Source organism: Cellulomonas wangsupingiae (assembly GCF_024508275.1).
Lineage (GTDB): Bacteria > Actinomycetota > Actinomycetes > Actinomycetales > Cellulomonadaceae > Cellulomonas > Cellulomonas wangsupingiae.
This window is the reverse complement of sequence record NZ_CP101989.1, coordinates 1915450-1935123: the sequence shown is the minus strand read 5'-3', so window position 1 is coordinate 1935123 and position 19674 is coordinate 1915450. Positions and strand designations below refer to the sequence as shown.

General features: G+C 74.0%; 15 protein-coding genes. 9 read left to right on the top strand and 6 right to left on the bottom strand.

Annotation, left to right across the window (positions count from 1 at the left end; translation table 11 throughout):
- Positions 1–2: 2 nt before the first annotated feature.
- The 4 genes from NP075_RS08940 (at position 3) to NP075_RS08925 (ending at position 6059) form a co-directional block, all read left to right on the top strand.
- On the top strand, positions 3–1262 hold the full coding sequence (locus NP075_RS08940) for an HRDC domain-containing protein (protein ID WP_227562855.1): 1260 nt from the start codon (positions 3–5) through the stop codon (positions 1260–1262).
- Between the two features lie 140 nt (positions 1263–1402).
- A complete protein-coding gene (locus NP075_RS08935; RefSeq protein ID WP_227562854.1) occupies positions 1403–2644 on the top strand; it encodes a thiolase family protein in 1242 nt (413 codons plus the stop codon).
- Positions 2641–4761 carry a 3-hydroxyacyl-CoA dehydrogenase NAD-binding domain-containing protein gene (locus tag NP075_RS08930; RefSeq protein ID WP_256791740.1) on the top strand — a complete coding sequence of 707 codons (2121 nt, stop codon included), beginning with the start codon at positions 2641–2643 and terminating at the stop codon, positions 4759–4761. Before NP075_RS08935 ends, NP075_RS08930 begins: the two co-directional genes overlap by 4 nt.
- Positions 4762–5138: 377 nt before the next feature.
- Positions 5139–6059, top strand: a complete 921-nt coding sequence (locus tag NP075_RS08925; RefSeq protein ID WP_227562853.1) for a type IV toxin-antitoxin system AbiEi family antitoxin — start codon at positions 5139–5141, stop codon at positions 6057–6059.
- Between the two features lie 137 nt (positions 6060–6196).
- On the opposite strand, the gene pflA is transcribed toward NP075_RS08925, so the two are convergent.
- The 4 genes from pflA to NP075_RS08905 all read right to left on the bottom strand — a co-directional run bounded on the left by pflA (position 6197) and on the right by NP075_RS08905 (position 12099).
- On the bottom strand, positions 6197–7084 hold the full coding sequence (pflA, locus tag NP075_RS08920) for a pyruvate formate-lyase-activating protein (RefSeq protein WP_227562852.1): 888 nt from the start codon (positions 7082–7084) through the stop codon (positions 6197–6199).
- 78 nt (positions 7085–7162) lie between these two features.
- Positions 7163–9433, bottom strand: a complete 2271-nt coding sequence (gene pflB, locus NP075_RS08915; protein ID WP_227562851.1) for a formate C-acetyltransferase — start codon at positions 9431–9433, stop codon at positions 7163–7165.
- A 118-nt stretch (positions 9434–9551) separates the two neighbouring features.
- On the bottom strand, positions 9552–11429 hold the full coding sequence (gene dxs, locus NP075_RS08910) for a 1-deoxy-D-xylulose-5-phosphate synthase (protein ID WP_227562850.1): 1878 nt from the start codon (positions 11427–11429) through the stop codon (positions 9552–9554).
- Positions 11430–11490: 61 nt separating this feature from the next.
- Positions 11491–12099 carry a DUF4126 domain-containing protein gene (locus NP075_RS08905; RefSeq protein WP_227562849.1) on the bottom strand — a complete coding sequence of 203 codons (609 nt, stop codon included), beginning with the start codon at positions 12097–12099 and terminating at the stop codon, positions 11491–11493.
- 92 nt (positions 12100–12191) lie between these two features.
- Here NP075_RS08905 and NP075_RS08900 point away from each other — a divergent pair, with 92 nt between their 5' ends.
- The 4 genes from NP075_RS08900 to NP075_RS08885 are packed head-to-tail and all read left to right on the top strand — an operon-like array spanning position 12192 to position 15935.
- Positions 12192–13646 (top strand): GuaB1 family IMP dehydrogenase-related protein, encoded by a 1455-nt coding sequence (locus NP075_RS08900; RefSeq protein WP_227562848.1) that lies wholly within the window; start codon positions 12192–12194, stop codon positions 13644–13646.
- A gap of 5 nt (positions 13647–13651) precedes the next feature.
- The gene (locus NP075_RS08895) at positions 13652–14353 is read left to right on the top strand and encodes a type 1 glutamine amidotransferase (RefSeq protein WP_227562847.1); all 702 of its coding nucleotides are present in this window, start codon (positions 13652–13654) and stop codon (positions 14351–14353) included.
- Entirely contained in the window at positions 14350–15030 is a 681-nt protein-coding gene (locus NP075_RS08890; RefSeq protein WP_227562846.1) for an NUDIX hydrolase, read from the top strand. The genes NP075_RS08895 and NP075_RS08890 overlap by 4 nt, the downstream gene beginning before the upstream one ends.
- Positions 15027–15935 carry an aminoglycoside phosphotransferase family protein gene (locus tag NP075_RS08885; protein ID WP_227562845.1) on the top strand — a complete coding sequence of 303 codons (909 nt, stop codon included), beginning with the start codon at positions 15027–15029 and terminating at the stop codon, positions 15933–15935. Before NP075_RS08890 ends, NP075_RS08885 begins: the two co-directional genes overlap by 4 nt.
- Before the next feature lie 69 nt (positions 15936–16004).
- Here NP075_RS08885 and NP075_RS08880 read toward each other — a convergent pair whose 3' ends face one another.
- Positions 16005–17087, bottom strand: a complete 1083-nt coding sequence (locus tag NP075_RS08880; RefSeq protein ID WP_227562844.1) for a Gfo/Idh/MocA family protein — start codon at positions 17085–17087, stop codon at positions 16005–16007.
- A 91-nt stretch (positions 17088–17178) separates the two neighbouring features.
- Positions 17179–18342 carry a Gfo/Idh/MocA family protein gene (locus NP075_RS08875; RefSeq protein WP_255628582.1) on the bottom strand — a complete coding sequence of 388 codons (1164 nt, stop codon included), beginning with the start codon at positions 18340–18342 and terminating at the stop codon, positions 17179–17181.
- Positions 18343–18559: 217 nt separating this feature from the next.
- On the opposite strand from NP075_RS08875, the gene NP075_RS08870 reads away from it, so the two are divergent.
- The gene (locus NP075_RS08870; RefSeq protein WP_227562842.1) at positions 18560–19570 is read left to right on the top strand and encodes a LacI family DNA-binding transcriptional regulator; all 1011 of its coding nucleotides are present in this window, start codon (positions 18560–18562) and stop codon (positions 19568–19570) included.
- Positions 19571–19674 lie beyond the last annotated feature (104 nt).

Here is a 19674-nt window from a genome sequence, read left to right as displayed (position 1 = left end):
TCATGGAGGCCGAGGCGTCGCAGGGCACCCCGGGTGCGGACGAGCACCCGGAGGCGAGCGCGCCCGCGATCGTCCCGCTGGTCGAGCCGGCCGACGGCGTGCCGCCGGTCGTCGCGACCGAGGCGGACCTGGCCGCGACCGTGGCGGCGTTCGCCGCGGGCACGGGTCCTGTCGCCGTCGACGCCGAGCGCGCCTCGGGCTACCGGTACGGGCAGCGCACCTACCTCGTGCAGCTGCGGCGCGAGAACGCCGGGACGGCGCTGATCGACCCGATCGCGGTGCCCGACCTGTCGGCGCTGTCCGAGGCGCTCGTGGGGGTCGAGTGGGTCCTGCACGCGGCGTCGCAGGACCTGCCGGGCCTCGCCGAGCAGGGCATGCGGCCCTCGCGGATCTTCGACACCGAGCTCGCCGCACGCCTGCTGGGCATGGAGCGCGTCGGCCTGGCGGCGGTCGTCGCCGACACGCTCGGCCTGGGGCTGGCCAAGGAGCACTCGGCCGTCGACTGGTCCACCCGGCCGCTCCCGGCGGAGTGGCTGCGGTACGCGGCGCTCGACGTCGAGGTGCTCGTCGAGGTGCGGCAGGTCCTGGCCGAGCGGCTGGCCGTGTCGGGCAAGGCCGAGTGGGCGCGGCAGGAGTTCGAGGCCGTGCGCAACGCGCCGCCGCCCGCACCGCGCGTCGAGCCGTGGCGGCGCGTCTCCGGGCTCCACAACGTGCGCGACGCGCGCAAGCTGGCCGTGGTCCGCGAGCTGTACGCGACGCGCGACCGCAACGCCCGCGAGCGGGACATCTCCCCCGGCCGCGTGCTCCCCGACGCGGCGATCGTGGCGGCGGCACAGGCGCTGCCGCGGACCGTCGGGCAGCTCGTCGCGCTGCCGTCCTTCGCCGGCAAGGGCACCCGGCGGCGTGCGGCGCTGTGGCAGGCGGCCATCGACCGCGCGATGGCCCTGCCCGACGCCGAGCTGCCGGCCACGCGCGGCCCCGCGTCGGACGGGCCGCCCCCGGCCCGCGTGTGGCCGGACCGCGACCCTGCCGCGGCCCGGCGGCTCGCCGCGGCGCGCGAGCTCGTGGCCGAGCTGTCGACCGAGCACTCCGTACCGGTGGAGAACCTGCTGCAGCCCGACCTCCTGCGTCGTCTGTGCTGGTCCCCGCCGCGTCCGCTGGACGCCGCGTCCGTGGCCCGGACCCTCGGCGAGGGCGGTGCGCGGGCGTGGCAGGTGGAGCTGCTCGCCGACCGCCTGACGGCGGCCCTGGCGGCGTCCTGACCCTGCGCGGGCGGCGCTGTGATCTGCGTCTCGTCCGCTGTTACTCTTGAGTAACTTGGCGCGTCCAGGGACCATGGTCCCGACACGCGACCGCGCCACCGGCGCGCTCCCCCGGACACCGCCGTCCCCCTGGAGGACAGATGCCGAGCCCGTCCCGTCCCGTCGACGCGCGCGTACCCGCCGCACGCCGCGTCGTGTTCGTCGACGGGGTCCGCACCCCGTTCGGCCGCGCCCGCAAGGACGGCCTGTACGCCCACACGCGCGCCGACGACCTCGCCGTGAAGACCGTCCGCGAGCTTCTCCGCCGTCACCCCGGGCTGCCGCCGGAACGTGTCGACGACGTCGCGCTCGCCGCGACGACGCAGCAGGGCGACCAGGGGCTCACGCTCGGGCGGACGGTGGCGATGCTCGCCGGCCTGCCGCCCACGGTCCCCGGCTTCGCGATCGACCGCATGTGCGCCGGCGCGATGACGGCCGTGACGACCACCGCCGCCGCGATCGGCGTCGGCGCCCAGGACGTCACGTTCGCGGGAGGCGTGGAGCACATGGGCCACCACCCCATGGGGTTCGACGCCGACCCCAACCCGCGGTTCCTCGCGGAGCGGCTCGTCGCCGCCGACGCGCTCAACATGGGCGTCACCGCCGAGAACCTGCACGACCGCTTCCCGCACCTGACCCGCGAGCGCGCCGACGCCTACGGCGTGGCCAGCCAGGAGAAGTACGCCGCGGCGCTCGCGTCGGGACGCATCGAGCCGGACCTGGTGCCCGTGGCGCTGCGCGACCCCGAGCACGGCTGGGGCCTGGCCACCGCCGACGAGCCGCCGCGACCCGGGACGACCGTCGAGGCGATCGCCGGCCTGCCCACACCCTTCCGGCCCGGGGGCCGCGTCACCGCGGGCACGTCCGCGCCGCTGACGGACGGCGCGGCGTCCTGCCTGCTGGCCGCCGAGGAGGTCGCCGACGAGCTCGGCCTGCCCGTGCGCATGCGTCTGGTGTCGTTCGCGTACGCCGGTGTCGAGCCCGAGGTGATGGGCCTGGGGCCCGTGCCCGCCACGCACAAGGCGCTCGACCGCGCCGGCCTGACGATCGACGACATCGGGCTGTTCGAGATCAACGAGGCGTTCGCGGTCCAGGTGCTGTCCTTCCTGGACGCGTTCGGGATCGCCGACGACGACCCGCGCGTCAACCCCTACGGCGGCGCGATCGCGGTCGGGCACCCGCTCGCGTCGTCCGGCGTGCGGCTCATGACCCAGCTCGCGCGGCAGTTCGACGAGCACCCCGAGGTGCGCTACGGCCTGACGACGATGTGCGTCGGACTGGGCCAGGGCGGCACCGTCATCTGGGAGAACCCCCGCTACGACGCCGAGGAGGCCGCACGATGAGCACGCCCGCACCGCGCCCCGAGCGCGTCACGCGCTCCCTGGTCCGGGACGTCCCGCTGCCCGGCGGCCTGGGCACCCTCGCCCTCGTCACCCTCGACAACGGGCTGGACCACACCAAGCCGACGACGCTCGGCCCCCAGGGCATCGCCGAGCTCACCGCGGTGCTGCGCGCACAGCGTGACCGGGCACGTGCGGGCGAGATCGCTGCGCTGGCCGTGACGGGCAAGCCGTACTTCCTCGCGGCGGGCGCCGACCTCACGCAGGTCGCGACGGTCCGGACCCGCGACGAGGCGCTGGGCCTGGGCCGCGGCGGGCACGAGGCGTACCGGCTCCTGGGCGAGCTCGGCGTGCCGACGTTCGCTTTCGTCAACGGCGTCGCCCTCGGCGGCGGGTTCGAGGTCGCGCTCAACTGCGACTACCGCACGGCGGCGGCCGACGTCCGCGCGCTCGCGCTGCCCGAGACCGGGCTGGGCCTGGTCCCCGGTTGGGGCGGGGCCTACCTCGTCCCGCGCCTCGTGGGCATCGAGGCAGCGATCGACGTCGTGCTCACCCGGCCGGCGGCGAACAAGCCGTTCACGGCGCAGCAGGCCGCCGCGATCGGCCTGGTCGACGCGGTGCTCGCACCCGCGGACTTCCTCGAGGAGTCGATCAGGTGGGCGGCGGGCGTCCTGCGCGGCGAGGTCGACGTGCCGCGTCGGCCCCTGGACGACGCCGCCACGTGGGAGGCCGCCGTCGGCGCCGCGCGTGCACGGCTCGACGCCGTGGTGCACGGCTCGCGACCCGCGCCGTCCCGTGCGCTCGACCTCATGGCCGCCGCCCGCGACGCCGACAGGGACACGGCGTTCGCCGCCGAGGACGAGGCGCTGGCCGACCTCATCATGAGCGACGAGATGCGGGCCAGCGTGTACGCGTTCGGGCTCGTGCAGGGCGGCAAGCGCCCGACGGGCGCCCCGGACGCGTCGCTCGCGCGCCCCGTCACGCGCGTCGGAGTCGTGGGGGCGGGCCTCATGGCCGCGCAGATCGCGCTGCTGTTCGCCCAGCGGCTCGGGGTGCCCGTCGTCATGCGGGACCTCGACGAGGCCCGGGTCCAGCAAGGGCTGGACGCCGTCCGGTCGACCGTCGAGCGGCTGGTGCGGTCCGGCCGCATGTCGTCCGACGCCGGCGCACGCATCGCCGCCCAGGTCTCCGGGTCCACCGACATCGGCGTCTTCGCGGGCTGCGACCTCGTCATCGAGGCGGTCACCGAGGTGCTCGAGCTCAAGAAGCGCGTGTTCGCCGAGCTCGAGGGCGTCGTCGCGCCCGACACGGTCCTCGCGACGAACACCTCCGCGCTGTCCGTCACGCGCATGGCCGCGGACCTGCAGCACCCCGAGCGCGTGGTCGGGCTGCACTTCTTCAACCCGGTGGCCGCGATGCCGCTCGTCGAGGTCGTGCAGGCCGAGCGCACGTCGGACGAGGCCCTGGCGACCGGGTTCGCGGTCGCCGGCCGGCTGCGCAAGACCGCGGTCCTGGTGAAGGACCGGCCCGGCTTCGTGGTCAACCGGCTGCTGGTGCTGCTGCTCGGGATCATCGTCGACGCGGTCGAGCACGGGACGCCGGTCGAGGTGGCCGACCGCGCGCTGGACCCCCTCGGGCTGCCGATGCCCCCGTTCGAGCTGTTCGACCTCGTCGGACCCGCCGTCGGGCTGCACGTCCTGACGTCGCTGCGCGAGGACCTGGGCGACCGCTTCCCGCGCTCCCCCGGCCTCGAGAAGCTGGTCGCCGAAGGGACGCGCGTCGTCACGCCCGCGCCCGCCAAGGGACTGCCCAAGCGCGTCGACCCGGCCGTGCAGGCCGTGTTCGACGCAGCCCGCGAGGCCCCCGTCGACGGCACCCCGCTCGACGAGGCCGGCGTGCTGGACGCCGTCCTGACGGCGCTGACCGTGGAGATCGGCCACATGCTCGACGAGGGCGTCGTGACCACGCCCCAGCAGATCGACCTGTGCATGATCCTGGGCGCCGGGTGGGGCTTCCACCTCGGCGGCATCACGCCCTACCTGGACCGCACGGGCTACAGCGACCGGGTCCTCGGACGCCGCCTCCTCCCCGACGGCCTGGCCAACGCCCCCACCCCCTGACCCCCACCCCCTCCCGCCGAGAGAGCAATCCAGTCACCCCACCGGTACTGGATTGCTCTCTCACGCCCGGGCAGCGACCACACCCCCCACGCGAGAGTGCAATCCAGTCAGCCCACCACGGACTGGATTGCTCTCTCACCCCTGGCAGCGGGCACAGCCCACACGCGAGAGTGCAATCCAGTCACCCCACCGCGCACTGGATTGCTCTCTCACGCCCGGGCGGCGGGCACACCCCACGCGTGGGAGAGCGTTGCAGCCTCGCCGGCGAGGGCATTCGGGTGCGGCGTGGGCCGACCACAGGCACCTCCCCGGCCGCGCCGTCCACAGATCGTGACGTCCGGCGCCAGCACGCGATGTCCGGACGAGATCGTCGCCCCATGGCGACAGCGGCGGCGGTGGACATGAGGGCGCTCCGCGCCGGCGGGACGTCCTGGGCCGCCATCCACCGCATGGAGCGGTCCGGGGAGTTCGTGCAGCTGTTCCGCAGCGTGCTGGTGCGCCGCTCGGTGCTGGACGACCCCGTGGTCCGGGCACGCGCGATCGGCATGGTGCTGCCCCCGGGCGGCGCGGTCTGCCGCGAGACCGCGGCCTGGCTGCACGGGATCGACGCGCGGGCACCCGGCCTGCACCTGCGTCCGCCGTCGCTCCAGTGCGTCGTGCCGACTGGCACGTCCCGCGTACGGCGTGCGGGGCAACGCTCCTGGGTCAGCGACGTCCCGCGTGACGACGTCGCGGTCGTGCACGGGGTCCCTGCCACGACCCCCGCCCGGACCGCCCTCGACCTGGCTCGCTACTCGCCGCGCCACCTCGCGCTGGCCGCCGTCGACGCCTACGCGCACCAGGGTCACGTCGACCCGGCCGCCCTCCGGACGCGCACCCGGGCACTCGCCGGTGCGCGGAACATCGCGCGCGCTCGGTTCGTGCTCGAGCACTGCGTGCCCGCCACCGAGTCCGCCGGCGAGTCGTGGCTCCGGCTACGCCTCGTCGAGGCCGAGCTGCCCCGGCCGACGTCACAGATCAGCATCCGCGACGCGACCGGACGGGAGGTCTACCGGCTCGACCTGGGGTACCCGGAGAAGCGCGTCGGGATCGAGTACGACGGTGAGGAGTTCCACCACGCGACCCACGCCCAGGTCGTCGCCGACGAGCGGCGACGACAGGACCTGACGCGACGGTTCGGATGGACCGTCATCGGGGTGCACCGGGGAGATGTCCTGGGACGTCGCAACGACCTCGAGCGGACCGTGGCCGGCCTCATCGGCTTCGAGGGCACCGTGCTGGCTCGTCAGCAGTGGTGAGCCGGATTGCACTCTCACGCCCGGGGTGTGGGGGCGACCGGATCGCACTCTCACGCCCGGGGGTGGGGCGACTGGATCGTGCTCTCACGCCCGGGGGTGGGGCGACTGGATCGTGCTCTCGCGCCCCGGGTGGGGGGTCAGAAGGTGGTGAGGCCTCGGGCGCGGAAGACGTCGCGGACCGCCTCGGTGGCCTCGGGCGACGGGGGCTCGGTGTCCTCCAGCTCGTAGCGCATGCCAAGGTCCGCCCACTTGTCGCGGCCCATCTGGTGGAACGGCAGGACCTCGACGCGCTCGACGGCCTCACCCAGCGAGGCGACGTAGTCCGCGACGGCCTCGACGTTCTCGGGGGCGTCGGTCAGGCCCGGCACGAGCACGAACCGGATCCACATCCGGTTGCCGCGTGCGGCGAGCCGACGGCCGAAGTCGAGCGTCGGCTGCAGCTCGCGGCCCGTGGCGCGCTTGTACGTCTCGGGCAGCCCCGACTTCACGTCGAGCAGCACCAGGGAGACGTCGTCGAGCATCTCGTCGGTGGCCTGGGCCCCGAGGAACCCCGACGTGTCGATCGCGACCGGCACGTCCATGGCGGCGGCACCGCGGACCAGCCGCCGCACGAACGCCGGCTGCATGAGCGGCTCACCACCGGAGATGGTGATCCCCCCGCCGGTCGCCTTGAAGACCCCGCGGTAGCGCGCGATGCGGGTGAGGAGCTCGTCGGCGGTGACGTCGGTGCCGCGCCGCATCTCCATCGTGTCGGGGTTGTGGCAGTACAGGCACCGCAGCGGGCACCCGGACAGGAAGATCGTCAGGCGCGTGCCGGGACCGTCCACGGCTGTGACCAGCTCCCACGAGTGCACGGAACCCAGCCGGCCCTCGCGCACGGCCGCGAGGCGCTCACCGCGCTCGGCCTCGGTGGCCTCGAGGCCGGCGGTCCCGTGACCCTGCGTGCGGGTGTGCGATCCCCCGATCAGCGGCATGCCGAGCGGGACGACCGGCGCGCCGGTCTGCTCGGTGGCGGTGCTGCTCATCGGTGCCTCGCACGGGTCGGTGGTGCAGGGTGTGCGACCCCGGCCCGGCGCTCGCAGCGCCGGGCCGGGGTCACGGGGTCAGACCGCGCCGTGGAAGGTGCGGGACAGCACGTCGAGCTGCTGCTCGCGGGTGAGCCGCACGAAGTTCACGGCGTAGCCCGAGACGCGGATCGTCAGCTGGGGGTACTTCTCCGGGTTCTCCATGGCGTCCACGAGCGTCTCGCGGTTCAGCACGTTGACGTTCATGTGGTAGCCGGAGGACAGCACGTAGGCGTCCAGCAGACCGACGAGGTTCGTCACCTGCTCGTCCTTCGTGCGGCCGAGCCCGGCGGGCACGATCGACGAGGTCAGCGAGATGCCGTCCTGCGCCTCGGAGTACGGGAGCTTGGCCACGGACAGCGCCGAGGCGAGCATGCCGTGCGTGTCGCGACCGTTCATCGGGTTGGCGCCCGGGGCGAACGGCTCGCCGAGCTTGCGCCCGTCGGGCGTCGACCCGGTGTTCTTCCCGTAGACGACGTTCGACGTGATCGTCAGCACCGACTGCGTGTGCAGCGCGTTGCGGTACGTCGGCAGCGCGCGGATCTTCTCCATGAAGCGCCGCACGATCCACACCGCGATGTCGTCCGCACGGTCGTCGTCGTTGCCGTACGTCGGGTAGTCGCCCTCGACGGCGTACTCGGTGACCAGGCCGTCCGCGGTCCGCAGCGGCGTGACCTTGGCGTACTTGATCGCGGACAGCGAGTCGGTGACGACCGACAGGCCGGCGATGCCGCACGCGAGCGTCCGCAGGACCGTCCGGTCGTGCAGCGCCATCTCGATGCGCTCGTAGGCGTACTTGTCGTGCATGTAGTGCACGCAGTTGAGCGCGTCGACGTAGGTCTCGGCGAGCCAGTCGAGCGTCTTGTCGAACTTCGCCAGCACGTCGTCGTAGTCGAGCACGTCGCCCTGGACCGGTGCGCTGACCGGCGCGACCTGCTTGCCGGTGATCTCGTCGCGGCCGCCGTTGATGGCGTACAGCAGGGCCTTGCCGATGTTGACGCGGGCACCGAAGAACTGCATCTGCTTGCCCACGCGCATCGGGGACACGCAGCACGCGATGGCCGCGTCGTCGCCCCACGAGGCACGGATGAGCTCGTCGGACTCGTACTGCACGGCCGACGTGTCGATCGACACCTGGGCGCAGTACCGCTTGAAGCCCTCGGGCAGGCGCTCGCTCCAGAACACGGTCATGTTCGGCTCGGGGGCCGGGCCCAGGTTGTACAGGGTCTGCAGGAAGCGGAACGACGTCTTGGTGACCAGCGGCCGCCCGTCCTCGCCGATGCCGCCGATCGACTCCGTGACCCACGTCGGGTCGCCGGAGAAGAGCTCGTCGTACTCGGGGGTGCGCAGGAACCGGACGATGCGCAGCTTGATGACGAAGTCGTCGATGATCTCCTGCGCCTGCTCCTCGGTCAGGAGGCCGGACTCGAGGTCCCGCTGCAGGTACACGTCGAGGAACGTCGAGGTGCGGCCCAGCGACATCGCGGCGCCGTTCTGCTCCTTCACCGCGGCCAGGTAGCCGAAGTACAGCCACTGCACGGCCTCGCGGGCGTTGGTGGCCGGCTGGGAGATGTCGTAGCCGTAGGACGCGGCCATCGTCTTGAGCTCGTTCAGCGCGCGGATCTGCTCGCTGAGCTCCTCGCGGTCGCGGATGACGTCCTCGACCGAGCGCTCCATGTCGAGCGACGCCTTCTCGAGCTTCTTGGCGGCGATGAGCTGGTCGACGCCGTACAGCGCGACGCGGCGGTAGTCGCCGATGATGCGGCCGCGGCCGTACGCGTCGGGCAGGCCCGTGATGATGTGGGACGAGCGCGCGGCGCGCACGTTCGGGGGGTACACGTCGAAGACCCCGTCGTTGTGGGTCTTGCGGTACTTCGTGTAGATGTCGACGATCTCCTGCGGCGCCTCGTACCCGTACGTCTCGAGCGACGTCTGCACCATGCGCCACCCGCCGTTGGGCATGATCGCGCGCTTCAGGGGGGCGTCGGTCTGCAGGCCGACGATGACCTCGTTGGCCTCGTCGATGTAGCCGGGGGCGTGCGCGGTGATGGTCGACGGCGTGGAGGCGTCGACGTCGTACACGCCCTTCTCGCGCTCGGCGGGGAACATCTCGCAGAGCCGGTCCCAGATGCCCGTGGTGCGGGCCGTGGGGCCGGTGAGGAAGCTCGAGTCACCGGTGTACGGCGTGTAGTTGCGCTGGATGAAGTCGCGGACGTCGACCTGGTCGGTCCACGGTCCGGTGACGAAGCCCTCCCAGGCCGCGGGTACGGCGGTGTCGCTGCGGTCGCTGGGTGCGGCGGTGATGGTCATCAGGCTCTCCCTGGGTCGGGGTCGATGAACACGACGCTACGGAAGAAATGATGGGATGTCTTGGGACCTCGGTCCCCGCGCCCGGACGGCACCGGTGACCCGCGCCACACCCGCGCGCTCAGCGCCGCGCACCCAGCGCGGCGAGCACGTCTCCCGCGACGTCGTGGGGCTTCAGCCGCAGCTCGTCGATCACCTCGTCACGCGACGCGTGCTGCAGGAACACGGCCGGCACCCCGAACGACTGCACGGGCGTCGGGACGTTCGCCTCCCGGGCGCGCTGGCCCAGGAGAGCACCCGCACCGCCGTCGACGAGCCCGTCCTCGAGCGTCACGACGTGGTCGTGCTCCCCTGCGAGCTTGACGAGCGCGGCGGGCACGGGCAGCGCCCAGCGCGGGTCGACGACCGTCACCGCCGCGCCGTGCGCGGCGAGCAGCTCCCCCACCGCGAGCGCGGTGCCGGCCATCGCGCCGATCCCGACGACGAGCACGCGCGCACCCTCGCCCTCGTGCCGCGCGAGCACGTCGACCCCGTCGACGTCCTCGAGCGCCGGGATCGGGTCGCCCATCGAGCCCTTCGGGTACCGCACGACGCTCGGGGCGTCGTCGATGTCGACCGCCTGACGCAGCGCGGCGCGCAGCGTCGGCTCGTCACGGGGCGCCGCGAGGCGTAGCCCGGGCACGATGGACAGCATCGCCAGGTCCCACATGCCGTTGTGGCTCGCGCCGTCGTCGCCGGTGATGCCGGCGCGGTCGAGGACGAACGTGACGCCGGCGCGGTGCAGCGCGACGTCCATGAGCACCTGGTCGAACGCGCGGTTGAGGAACGTGGCGTACAGCGCCACGACCGGGTGCAGGCCCGCGTACGCCATGCCGGCGGCCGACGTCGCCGCGTGCTGCTCGGCGATCCCCACGTCGAAGACCCGCTCGGGGAACTCGGCGGCGAACGGTGCGAGGCCCACCGGCTGCAGCATGGCGGCCGTGATCGCCACGACGTCCGGGCGGCGCCGGCCGATGCGCACGATCTCGTCCGCGAAGACGCTGGTCCAGCCGAAGCGCGACGGCGCCAGCGGCAGCCCGGTCTCGGGATGGATCTGCCCGACCGCGTGGAACCGGTCGGCGACGTCCTGCTCGGCCGGCGTGTAGCCCCGGCCCTTCTCCGTGATGACGTGCACGATGACGGGGCCGCCGAAGGCGCGCGCGCGGCGCAGCGCGCGCTCGACCGCCTGCTCGTCGTGCCCGTCGACGGGGCCGACGTACTTCAGGCCGAGGTCCTCGAACATGCCCTGCGGCGCGACGACGTCCTTGATGCCCTTCTTCAGGCCGTGCAGCGCCTCGTACGCCAGGCGCCCGGGAGGGCCGGAGCGGCGCAGCGTGGTCTTGCCCCACGTCAGCACCGACTCGTACCCCTGCGTGGTCCGCAGCGAGTCCAGGTGCTGGGCGAGCCCGCCGATCGTGGGCGCGTAGGACCGCCCGTTGTCGTTGACCACCACGACGAGGCGCCGGTCGACGCCCGCGGCGATGTTGTTGAGCGCCTCCCAGGCCATCCCGCCGGTCAGGGCGCCGTCACCGATGACGGCGACCGTGTGCCGGTCGGCCTCGCCGCGCAGCTCGCGCGCCTTGGCGATGCCGTCGGCCCACGACAGCGCCGTCGACGCGTGCGAGTTCTCGACGACGTCGTGCTCGGACTCGGCCCGGCTGGGGTACCCGGACATCCCCCCGCGGCGCCGCAGGGAGGAGAAGTCGTGCCGCCCGGTGAGCAGCTTGTGCACGTAGGCCTGGTGGCCGGTGTCGAACACGATCGTGTCGCGCGGGGAGTCGAAGACGCGGTGCAGCGCGATGGACAGCTCGACGACCCCGAGGTTGGGGCCGAGGTGACCACCCGTGCGCGAGACCTGGTCGACGAGGAACGCGCGGACCTCCTCCGCGAGCGCGTCGACCTGCTGCGTCGTGAGCCGACGCACGTCCTGCGGCGACGAGATGCGTTCGAGCAGCCCCACCTGGGCCTCCTTCGTGCCGGGTCCGTCCGGCGGTGTGCCGGCGGTTGCCGGACGTCCCACTCTAGGTCCCGCGCCGCGGTCCGTCCTGCGCCGTGGAGCTCCACCGCCCCGCCCGCCGGCGCCGTCGCAGCACGACCAGCCCCCAGACGACGAGCCCGAGGACGACGAGCACGAGCACCGGCAGGAACACGGCGACCAGGCTCAGCCCGATCGAGGCCCCGTCCTCGAGGGTCGACACGACGGGCGCGCCGACGCCACCGGTCCCGGCGTTCACGACCGGCCGTGCCGCGGCCTTGCCGGTGTGCACGAGCCCGGCGACGACGATGCCCGCCACGACGGGCACCCAGGGGTTCTCCTGCACCCACGACGAGGCCTCGAGGTCCTCGGCCGCCGACGTCGCGGCGAACACGATGCCGCCCGTCGCCGGCCGGATGAACGTCTGCACGGCGTCGTTGAGCGTGTCGACGGCCGGCACCTTGTCCAGCACGACGTCGGCCAGCAGCAGCACGCTGCCGACGCCGATCGCCCACCAGCTCTCCATCCACGCCAGACCCGCCGGCAGCACGACCAGGTCGGTGAACCGGGCGAGCAGCGCGACGAGCAGGAACGGGATGTACGCGTTGAGGCCCGCCGCGGCCGACAGGCCGATCCCCGTGAGCGCGACCAGCATGTGCGCGAGACTACCCGCGTCGCCTGCGACGGGGGCGGGCGGGCACGCCGGCGGTACCCGATCGTTAGGATGACGCGGAAAGGGGACACACCATGCGCTTCCTCGCAGGCCACACGGCCGCGTCCGACCTGACGTACGGCGACGTGTTCCTCGTCCCGTCACGCTCCGAGGTCACCTCACGCTTCGACGTCGACCTCGCGTCGTCCGACGGCACGGGCACGACGATCCCCGTCGTCGTCGCCAACATGACCGCGGTCGCCGGCCGTCGCATGGCCGAGACGGTGGCGCGGCGCGGCGGCATCGCGGTGCTCCCGCAGGACACGCCGACCGACGTCGTCCGCAAGGTCGTCTCGTCGGTGAAGGAACGGCACCCGGTCGTCGAGACCGCGACGGTCGTGGCCCGTCAGGACACCGTGCACACCGCGCTCACGCTGATCGCGAAGCGCTCGCACGGTGCGGCGGTGGTCGTCGACGACGGCCGCCCGGTCGGTGTGGTGACCGAGGCGGACTGCCGGGACGTCGACATGTTCACGCAGGTCGACCAGGTGATGACGCCCGACCCCACGACCGTCGACCTCGCGGTGATCGAGCAGGGCGGCACGCACGGTCTGGAGGACGCGTTCGAGCAGCTGCACCGCTCGCGGCGCCGCTTCTCCCCCGTCGTCTCCGACGGCCGGCTGGTCGGCGTGCTCACCCGCGTGGGCGCGCTGCGCTCCTCGATCTACACCCCGGCGCTCGACGCGCAGGGACGGCTGCGCATCGCGGCCGCCGTCGGCATCAACGGCGACGTGAAGGGCAAGGCGTCCGACCTGCTGGACGCGGGTGTCGACGTGCTCGTCGTCGACACCGCGCACGGCCACCAGCGCAAGATGCTGGACGCGCTGGCCGCGGTGCGGGCGCTCGACCCCCAGGTGCCGGTCGTCGCGGGCAACGTCGTGACCGCGCAGGGCGTGCGGGACCTCGTCGAGGCGGGCGCCGACATCGTCAAGGTCGGCGTCGGGCCGGGCGCCATGTGCACGACCCGCATGATGACCGCCGTGGGCCGACCGCAGTTCTCCGCGGTGCTCGAGTGCGCGGCCGAGGCCCGGCGGCTCGGCCGGCACGTGTGGGCCGACGGCGGCGTGCGGCACCCGCGGGACGTCGCTCTGGCGCTGGCGGCGGGCGCGTCGCAGGTGATGGTCGGCTCGTGGTTCGCCGGCACGCACGAGTCGCCCGGCGACATGCGGACGGACAGCCAGGGCCGGCTGTACAAGGAGAGCTTCGGCATGGCGTCGGCGCGCGCCGTGGCGGCCCGCACCCAGGGCGGGTCGGCGTTCGAGCGGGCCCGCAAGGGCCTGTACGAGGAGGGCATCTCCCACTCGCGGATGTACCTGGACCCGCGCCGTCCGGGCGTCGAGGACCTGATCGACCAGATCACCGCCGGGGTGCGCTCCGCGGCGACCTACGTGGGCGCGACGAACCTCGAGGAGCTGCACGAACGGGCCGTCGTGGGCATCCAGTCCGCGGCCGGGTACGACGAGGGTCGTCCCCTGCCCGACGGCTGGTGAGCCGCGTGCGGCCGGTCCTCGTCCTCACGCACGCCCCGCACGAGGGGCCCGGTGCGATCACGCGCGCCCTGGACGTGCCGTACGGCGTGCGCACGGTCCTGGACGTGGCCGAACCACGCCTGCCGGCGCTGTCCGACGTCTCGGGCGTCGTCGTGATGGGCGGGGCGATGGACGCCGACGACGTCGCCGGGCACCCGGGACTGGCGGCGGAGCGCGGGCTGCTCGCGGCGGCGGTCGACGCCGACGTGCCCGTGCTCGGGGTGTGCCTGGGCCACCAGCTGCTCGCGCTGGCACTGGGCGCAAGGTTGCACCGCCGCACGGCGTCGGAGGTGGGCTTCGCGCCCGTGCGGCTCGTGGCCGACGACCCGGTGCTGGGCGGCCTGGGCACCGTCGGTGCCGCGCCGACCGTGCTGCACTGGCACAGCGACGAGGTCGACCTGCCCGACGGTGCCACGCTGCTCGCCTCGAGCGACGTGACCGCGGTCCAGGCGTTCCGCGCGGGCAGCGCCCTGGGCGTCCAGTTCCACCCCGAGCTCGACCTCGCGATGCTCGACCTGTGGCTCACGACTCCCGACATGGTCGACGGGCTGGACGACGACCAGGTCGACGCCCTGCGCGCCGACGGCGCTCGGCACCTGCCCACCCTGCTGCCGGCCGCGCAGCGGGTGTTCGCGGCGTTCGCCGAGCAGGTCCGGGCGCGCGGGTGAGGGGAGCGGACGCGGCCGACGCGCGCGCGGACCTCGTGCGGGTCGCGCGTGACGGCATCGCCTGGCCCGGCGACCCGGCGCTCCTGCTGCCGGACCCTGCGAGCGCGCGCCGGTCGGCGGTCCTCGTGCTGTTCGGCGTCCTCGACGACGCGCCCGCGCACGACGGCTCCGGCCGCGTCCCGGGCGATCTCGACGTGCTGCTGCAGCGACGCTCGGCGACGCTCGCCCACCACCCCGGCCAGGTCGCCTTCCCCGGCGGCGGCATCGACCCCGACGACGACGGCCCCGTGGGCGCGGCGCTGCGGGAAGCCGTCGAGGAGACGGGCCTGGACCCCGCCGGCGTCGACGTGCTCGGCACGCTCGCGGACGTGCCCCTGCCCGTGAGCGACAACCTCGTCACGCCGGTGCTCGCGTGGTGGACGCGGCCGTCCCGCGTCGCGGCGGTCGACCACCGGGAGACCGTGGACGTGTTCCGCGCGCCCGTCGCCGACCTCGTGGACCCGGCACGCCGCGGTGTCGTCGTCCATCCCACGGGACGCGGGCGGGCGCGCACGCCCGCCTTCGAGCTCGACGGCGGGGTCGTGGTCTGGGGCTTCACGGCCCTCGTGCTGGCGGGCCTGCTCGACGCCGCGGGCTGGAGCGTCCCGTGGGACGGCTCCCGTATCGTCACGCCGTGACCGTCCCGACGCCCACGCACCCCAAGATCGAGATCGACGTCACGGCCGACCTGGCCCGCGCGCTGCTCGCCGACCAGCACCCGGACCTGGCGTCCCTGCCGCTGCACGGCCGCACGTTCGGCTGGGACAACCTCACGTGGCGCCTCGGGGACGACCTCGCGCTGCGCTTCCCGGTGCGGGAGATGTCGTCCACGCTCGTCGAGTCCGAGCAGCGCTGGCTGCCCGTCCTCGCGCCACGACTACCGGTACCGGTGCCGGTGCCCGTCCGCGACGGCCGCCCGGCCCTCGGCTACCCGTGGGCGTGGAGCGTCGTGCCGTGGCTGGCGGGCGAGCAGGTCGCGGCGACGGCGGTCGCCTCCCGGACGGCGTGGGCCGGCGAGCTCGCTGCCGCGCTCGCGGCCCTGCACTCCCCCGCACCGCGCGACGCGCCCGTCAACCCGTACCGCGGCGTCCCGCTCGCCGACCGCTACGACGTCATGGCCGGGCGTCTGGCGTCCGACGTGCCGCACGCGGACGCGCTGCGCGCCGCGCTCCGGGCCGGCCTGGCCGCACCGCCGTGGGACGGCCACCCGGTGTGGGTGCACGGCGACCCGCACCCCGGCAACCTCGTGAGCCACGACGGGCACCTGACGGGGCTGATCGACTTCGGCGACCTGTGCGCGGGCGATCCGGCGAGCGACCTCGCCACCGCGTGGCTGACGTTCGACGCGGCCGGGCGCGAGGTGTTCGTGGCCCGCACGCAGGCGGCGCACGCCTGGGACGACGCCACCTGGGTGCGGGCCCGCGCGTGGGCCGCGTCGTACGTGTCCGTCCTGCTCGCACACCCCGACGAGTACCCGCTCATGGCCGCCGTGGGCCGGCACGCGGCCACGCAGGTCGCGGCGGACGTCGGCCTGCAGGGGTAGCCGGCGACGGAGGTCAGCGGTACGAGCGCGTCGCCCGCCGCCGTGCACGCCGCGGGTCGGGGGCGGGCCTCAGCCCCGGCCGGTGAGGTCGACGGCGTGGAGCTGTGCCAGGACCGACAGCTCGGCGGCCTTGAACGCGTGCTCCTGGGTCATGGCGTTCTCGGTGCGGTTCAGGCAGTCGAGGACCAGCTCGCCGAAGTACGGGTAGCCCACCTGGCCCGTGAGGTGGAACGCCGTCTCCTCGTGGCCGTTCGCGAGGTACAGGTGACCGCCGGTGGCCTGCGGGTCGCCGAGCTGCATGTACTTGCGCTGCTCGATGAACCCCTCGGTGCCCAGGATGATCGTGCGACCGTCACCCCACGTCTGCAGGCCGTCCGGCGTGAACCAGTCGCAGCGGAAGTAGCCGGTGGCGCCGTTGTCCATGACCAGCATCGCGTCGCCGAAGTCGTCGAGACCCGGGTGCTCGGGGTGGTGGTAGTTCGCGATCTGCGACCGGACGACCTCACCGTCCGACGCACCCGTGTAGTGCAGGATCTGCTCGATCTGGTGCGAGCCGATGTCGCACAGGATGCCGCCGTACCGCTCCTTGTCGAAGAACCAGTCCGGGCGTCCCCTGCCGAGCCGGTGCGGCCCCGTGCCGATGACCTGCAGGACGCGCCCGATCGCGCCCTGGGCGATCAGCTGCGACGCGAACACGGCCGTCTCCACGTGCAGCCGCTCCGAGTAGTACACCGCGTACGTGCGCCCCGTCCGGGCGACGGCGTCCTTCGCGGCGGCGAGCTGCTCGAGCGTGGTCAGCGGCGCCTTGTCGGTGAAGTAGTCCTTGCCCGCCTCCATGACGCGGATGCCCAGGGCGCAGCGCTCGGAGGTGACGGCGGCGCCGGCGACGAGGTGCACGGCGGGGTCGTCGAGCACCTCGGCCTCGCTGCGCGCGATCCGGACGCCGGGGTGGCGGGCGGCGAAGTCCGCGACCTTGCGCGGGTCCGGGTCGTAGACCCAGGCCAGCTCGGCGCCGGCACCGACCAGGCCCTCGACCTGGCCGTAGATGTGCCCGTGGTCCAGGCCGATCGCGGCGATGGTGAACTCCCCCGGTCCCACGACGGGTGCGGGGACGGGGGCGGGGGCGTAGGTCGAGCCGTCGGTCCTGCTCATCGGGCGTGCTCCTCGGACGTCGGGACCTGCGGGACGCAGGCGGGGGCTGAGGTCGCCGCGGCACCGGCCGCACGACGGTGACGATGTCGGCTCAGGCGTGCGGGCCGGGCGAGCCGCCGAGGGAGATCGCGCCCTCCTGCGACGCCACGGCGCCGGTCTTCTCGTGGTAGCGCGGTGCCCGTGCCAGCAGGGCCTCGCCGGTGTACCACGGGGACGCGGGGTCGAGCGGCAGGTCCACGGGCCGGCGCTCGATCGCGGCCTGGTAGATGGCGGTGACCACCTCGACCGTCCGGCGCCCGTCCTCGCCCGTCACGGCCGGCGCACGGCCGGCGGCGAGCGCCCTCACCACGTCACCGAGCTGGCCCGCGTGCCCCTCGTGGACGAGCGGAACGCGGTCGGCGGCGAGCTTCTCGATGCGGGCGACGAGCTCGGGGTTGCCGCCGCGCGCCGGGAAGCCGTTCGGCTGGGCGGACTCGGCCCGCACCGACCACGGCTGGGCGACGGCGGCGTCACGGCCCTGGACCGCGAAGGCCTGCTGCTCGCCGTGGTGGACGACGGACGCCGTCAGCGTCGCGATGGTCCGCTCCCACTCGAGCACCGCGACCGAGAGGTCCTCGACCTCGGAGTTGTCGTGCCAGGCGTTGGTCATGACCGCCGTGACGCGCTCCGGCCGGCCGAGCATCCACAGCAGGAGGTCGATGTGGTGGATCGCGTGGTTGAGCGTGGGGCCGCCGCCCTCGGACTGCCAGGTGCCCCGCCAGTCCAGGTCGTAGTACGGCGTGCCCCGCCACCAGGCGGAGTCGACTCGGGCGTGCGACACCGGTCCGAGCAGTCCCGAGTCGACCGTCTCCTTCACGGCGGCCAGGTCGTTGCGGAACCGGTTCTGCGCGACCACGCTGAGCGTCCTGCCGGCCTCCCGGGCGGCGGCGAGCATCTCGTCGCACGCGGCGACCGAGGGCGCCATCGGCTTCTCGACCAGCACGTTCTTGCCCGAGCGCAGCAGGTCCACGGTGAGGGACCGGTGCGTCGACGGCGGCGTGCAGACGCTCACCAGGTCGACGTCCTGGCGTGCCAGGAGCTCCTCGTAGGCGACCACGTCGGCGTCGACGAGCCCGAGGGCGGCCTTCGTGGCGTGCGCCCGGGAGGCCACGACGTCGTGCAGCGCGACGACGCGGCACTCCTCGGGGAACGCCGCGTACCCCGCGAGGTGCGCCGCCGCGATGCCGCCGGTGCCGACGACGCCGATGTTGAGCATTGGTCCGAGCTCCTTGGTGCCGTCGTGCGTGCTGTCGACGCACACGAGGTCGCGTGACGCGGCGGCCGGGTGGGTCCTCGCGCACGTGATACGTATCAGCGGTGATACGTATCACGGTAGGATGCGGGTCACAGGTGCACTCGTCAAGCCGTGACGCCGTCGCGTCGCGCCGGGGCTGTCCCGGCCGGCCGCAGTCCACCCGCAGCGGAGGATCGACATGGACGCACCGCGCGCCACCAGCCGCGACGTCGCACGCCTGGCCGGCGTGGCGCAGTCGACCGTCTCCTACGTGCTCGCCGGCAAGGGGTCCATCTCCCCCGAGACGCGCGAGCGCGTCCGGCGGGCCGCCGAGCAGCTGCAGTACCGGCCGAACCTCGCCGCCCGCGCGATGCGCACCCGCCGCACGGGACGTGTGGCGGCGGTCATGGGCCTGCCGGCCTACGACCCCGCCGCCATGCTCGCGGGCGCCTCGGCCGCGGCGCAGGCCGCGGGCTACGTCATGGACGTCCTGCACGTCGACGGCAGCGTCGAGACCCGCAGCGAGCGCGTTCTCGAGCTCGCGCGGTCCGGTCAGTTCGACGGGGTCCTCTCCTTCACCCCGCTCCTGCCCGCCGTCGCGGAGCACGCGCCCACGGGCGTCCCCGTCGCGGTGTCCGAGACCTTCGACGACGACATGCACGCCGCCGGGGAGCTCGTCGACGCCTCACCGGTCGTGACGTTCGTCGAGCACCTGGCCGCACTCGGCCACACGCGCTTCCTCCACGTCGCAGGCCCGTCGCAGTACGCCTCCGCCGTGGCGCGGCGCGACGCCTACGTGGCGACCGTCGAGCGCCTCGGTCTGACGTCGCTCGGCGTGGTCGAGGGCGACTGGTCGGGCCGGGCGGGCCTCGACGCGATCAGGTCGCTGCCCGACCACGCACCGCCCCTCGCCGTCATCGCGAGCAACGACCTCGTCGCCGTCGGCGTGATGCGTGGCGCCGCGGAGCGCGGGTGGTCCGTCCCCGGGGACGTCAGCGTCACCGGGTGGGACGACGCCGCCGTCGGGCCCTACCTGACGCCGTCGCTCACCACCGTCGACACCGACCGCGCCGAGGCCGGACGGCGCGCGATGCGGCAGCTCGTCGCCGCCCTGAACGGCGAACCCGCGCACCACGGGCTGCCCCCGCTCACCACCATCGTCTGGCGGGAGTCGACCGCCCCACCCGCGGACCGCAGCGCTCGGCCGTGACCTACCGTCGCCCCGCGACGACGTCCCCGCGGCCACGAGCACGGTGGACATGTACGGCACGGCCTCGGGAGGCACCGGGCAGCCCGCGGACGAGTCCTCCTCCT

What these genes read in the sequence shown, in the direction of transcription:
- NP075_RS08905 (WP_227562849.1), bottom strand. Translation starts at nt 12,099, where the DNA reads ATGCTGGTCGCGCTCACGGGGATCGGCCTGTCGGCCGCGGCGGGCCTC.
- NP075_RS08925 (WP_227562853.1), top strand. Translation starts at nt 5,139, where the DNA reads ATGGCGACAGCGGCGGCGGTGGACATGAGGGCGCTCCGCGCCGGCGGG.
- pflB (WP_227562851.1), bottom strand. Translation starts at nt 9,433, where the DNA reads ATGACCATCACCGCCGCACCCAGCGACCGCAGCGACACCGCCGTACCC.
- NP075_RS08935 (WP_227562854.1), top strand. Translation starts at nt 1,403, where the DNA reads ATGCCGAGCCCGTCCCGTCCCGTCGACGCGCGCGTACCCGCCGCACGC.
- NP075_RS08900 (WP_227562848.1), top strand. Translation starts at nt 12,192, where the DNA reads ATGCGCTTCCTCGCAGGCCACACGGCCGCGTCCGACCTGACGTACGGC.
- NP075_RS08940 (WP_227562855.1), top strand. Translation starts at nt 3, where the DNA reads ATGGAGGCCGAGGCGTCGCAGGGCACCCCGGGTGCGGACGAGCACCCG.
- pflA (WP_227562852.1), bottom strand. Translation starts at nt 7,084, where the DNA reads ATGAGCAGCACCGCCACCGAGCAGACCGGCGCGCCGGTCGTCCCGCTC.
- NP075_RS08930 (WP_256791740.1), top strand. Translation starts at nt 2,641, where the DNA reads ATGAGCACGCCCGCACCGCGCCCCGAGCGCGTCACGCGCTCCCTGGTC.
- NP075_RS08880 (WP_227562844.1), bottom strand. Translation starts at nt 17,087, where the DNA reads ATGAGCAGGACCGACGGCTCGACCTACGCCCCCGCCCCCGTCCCCGCA.
- NP075_RS08875 (WP_255628582.1), bottom strand. Translation starts at nt 18,342, where the DNA reads ATGCTCAACATCGGCGTCGTCGGCACCGGCGGCATCGCGGCGGCGCAC.
- NP075_RS08870 (WP_227562842.1), top strand. Translation starts at nt 18,560, where the DNA reads ATGGACGCACCGCGCGCCACCAGCCGCGACGTCGCACGCCTGGCCGGC.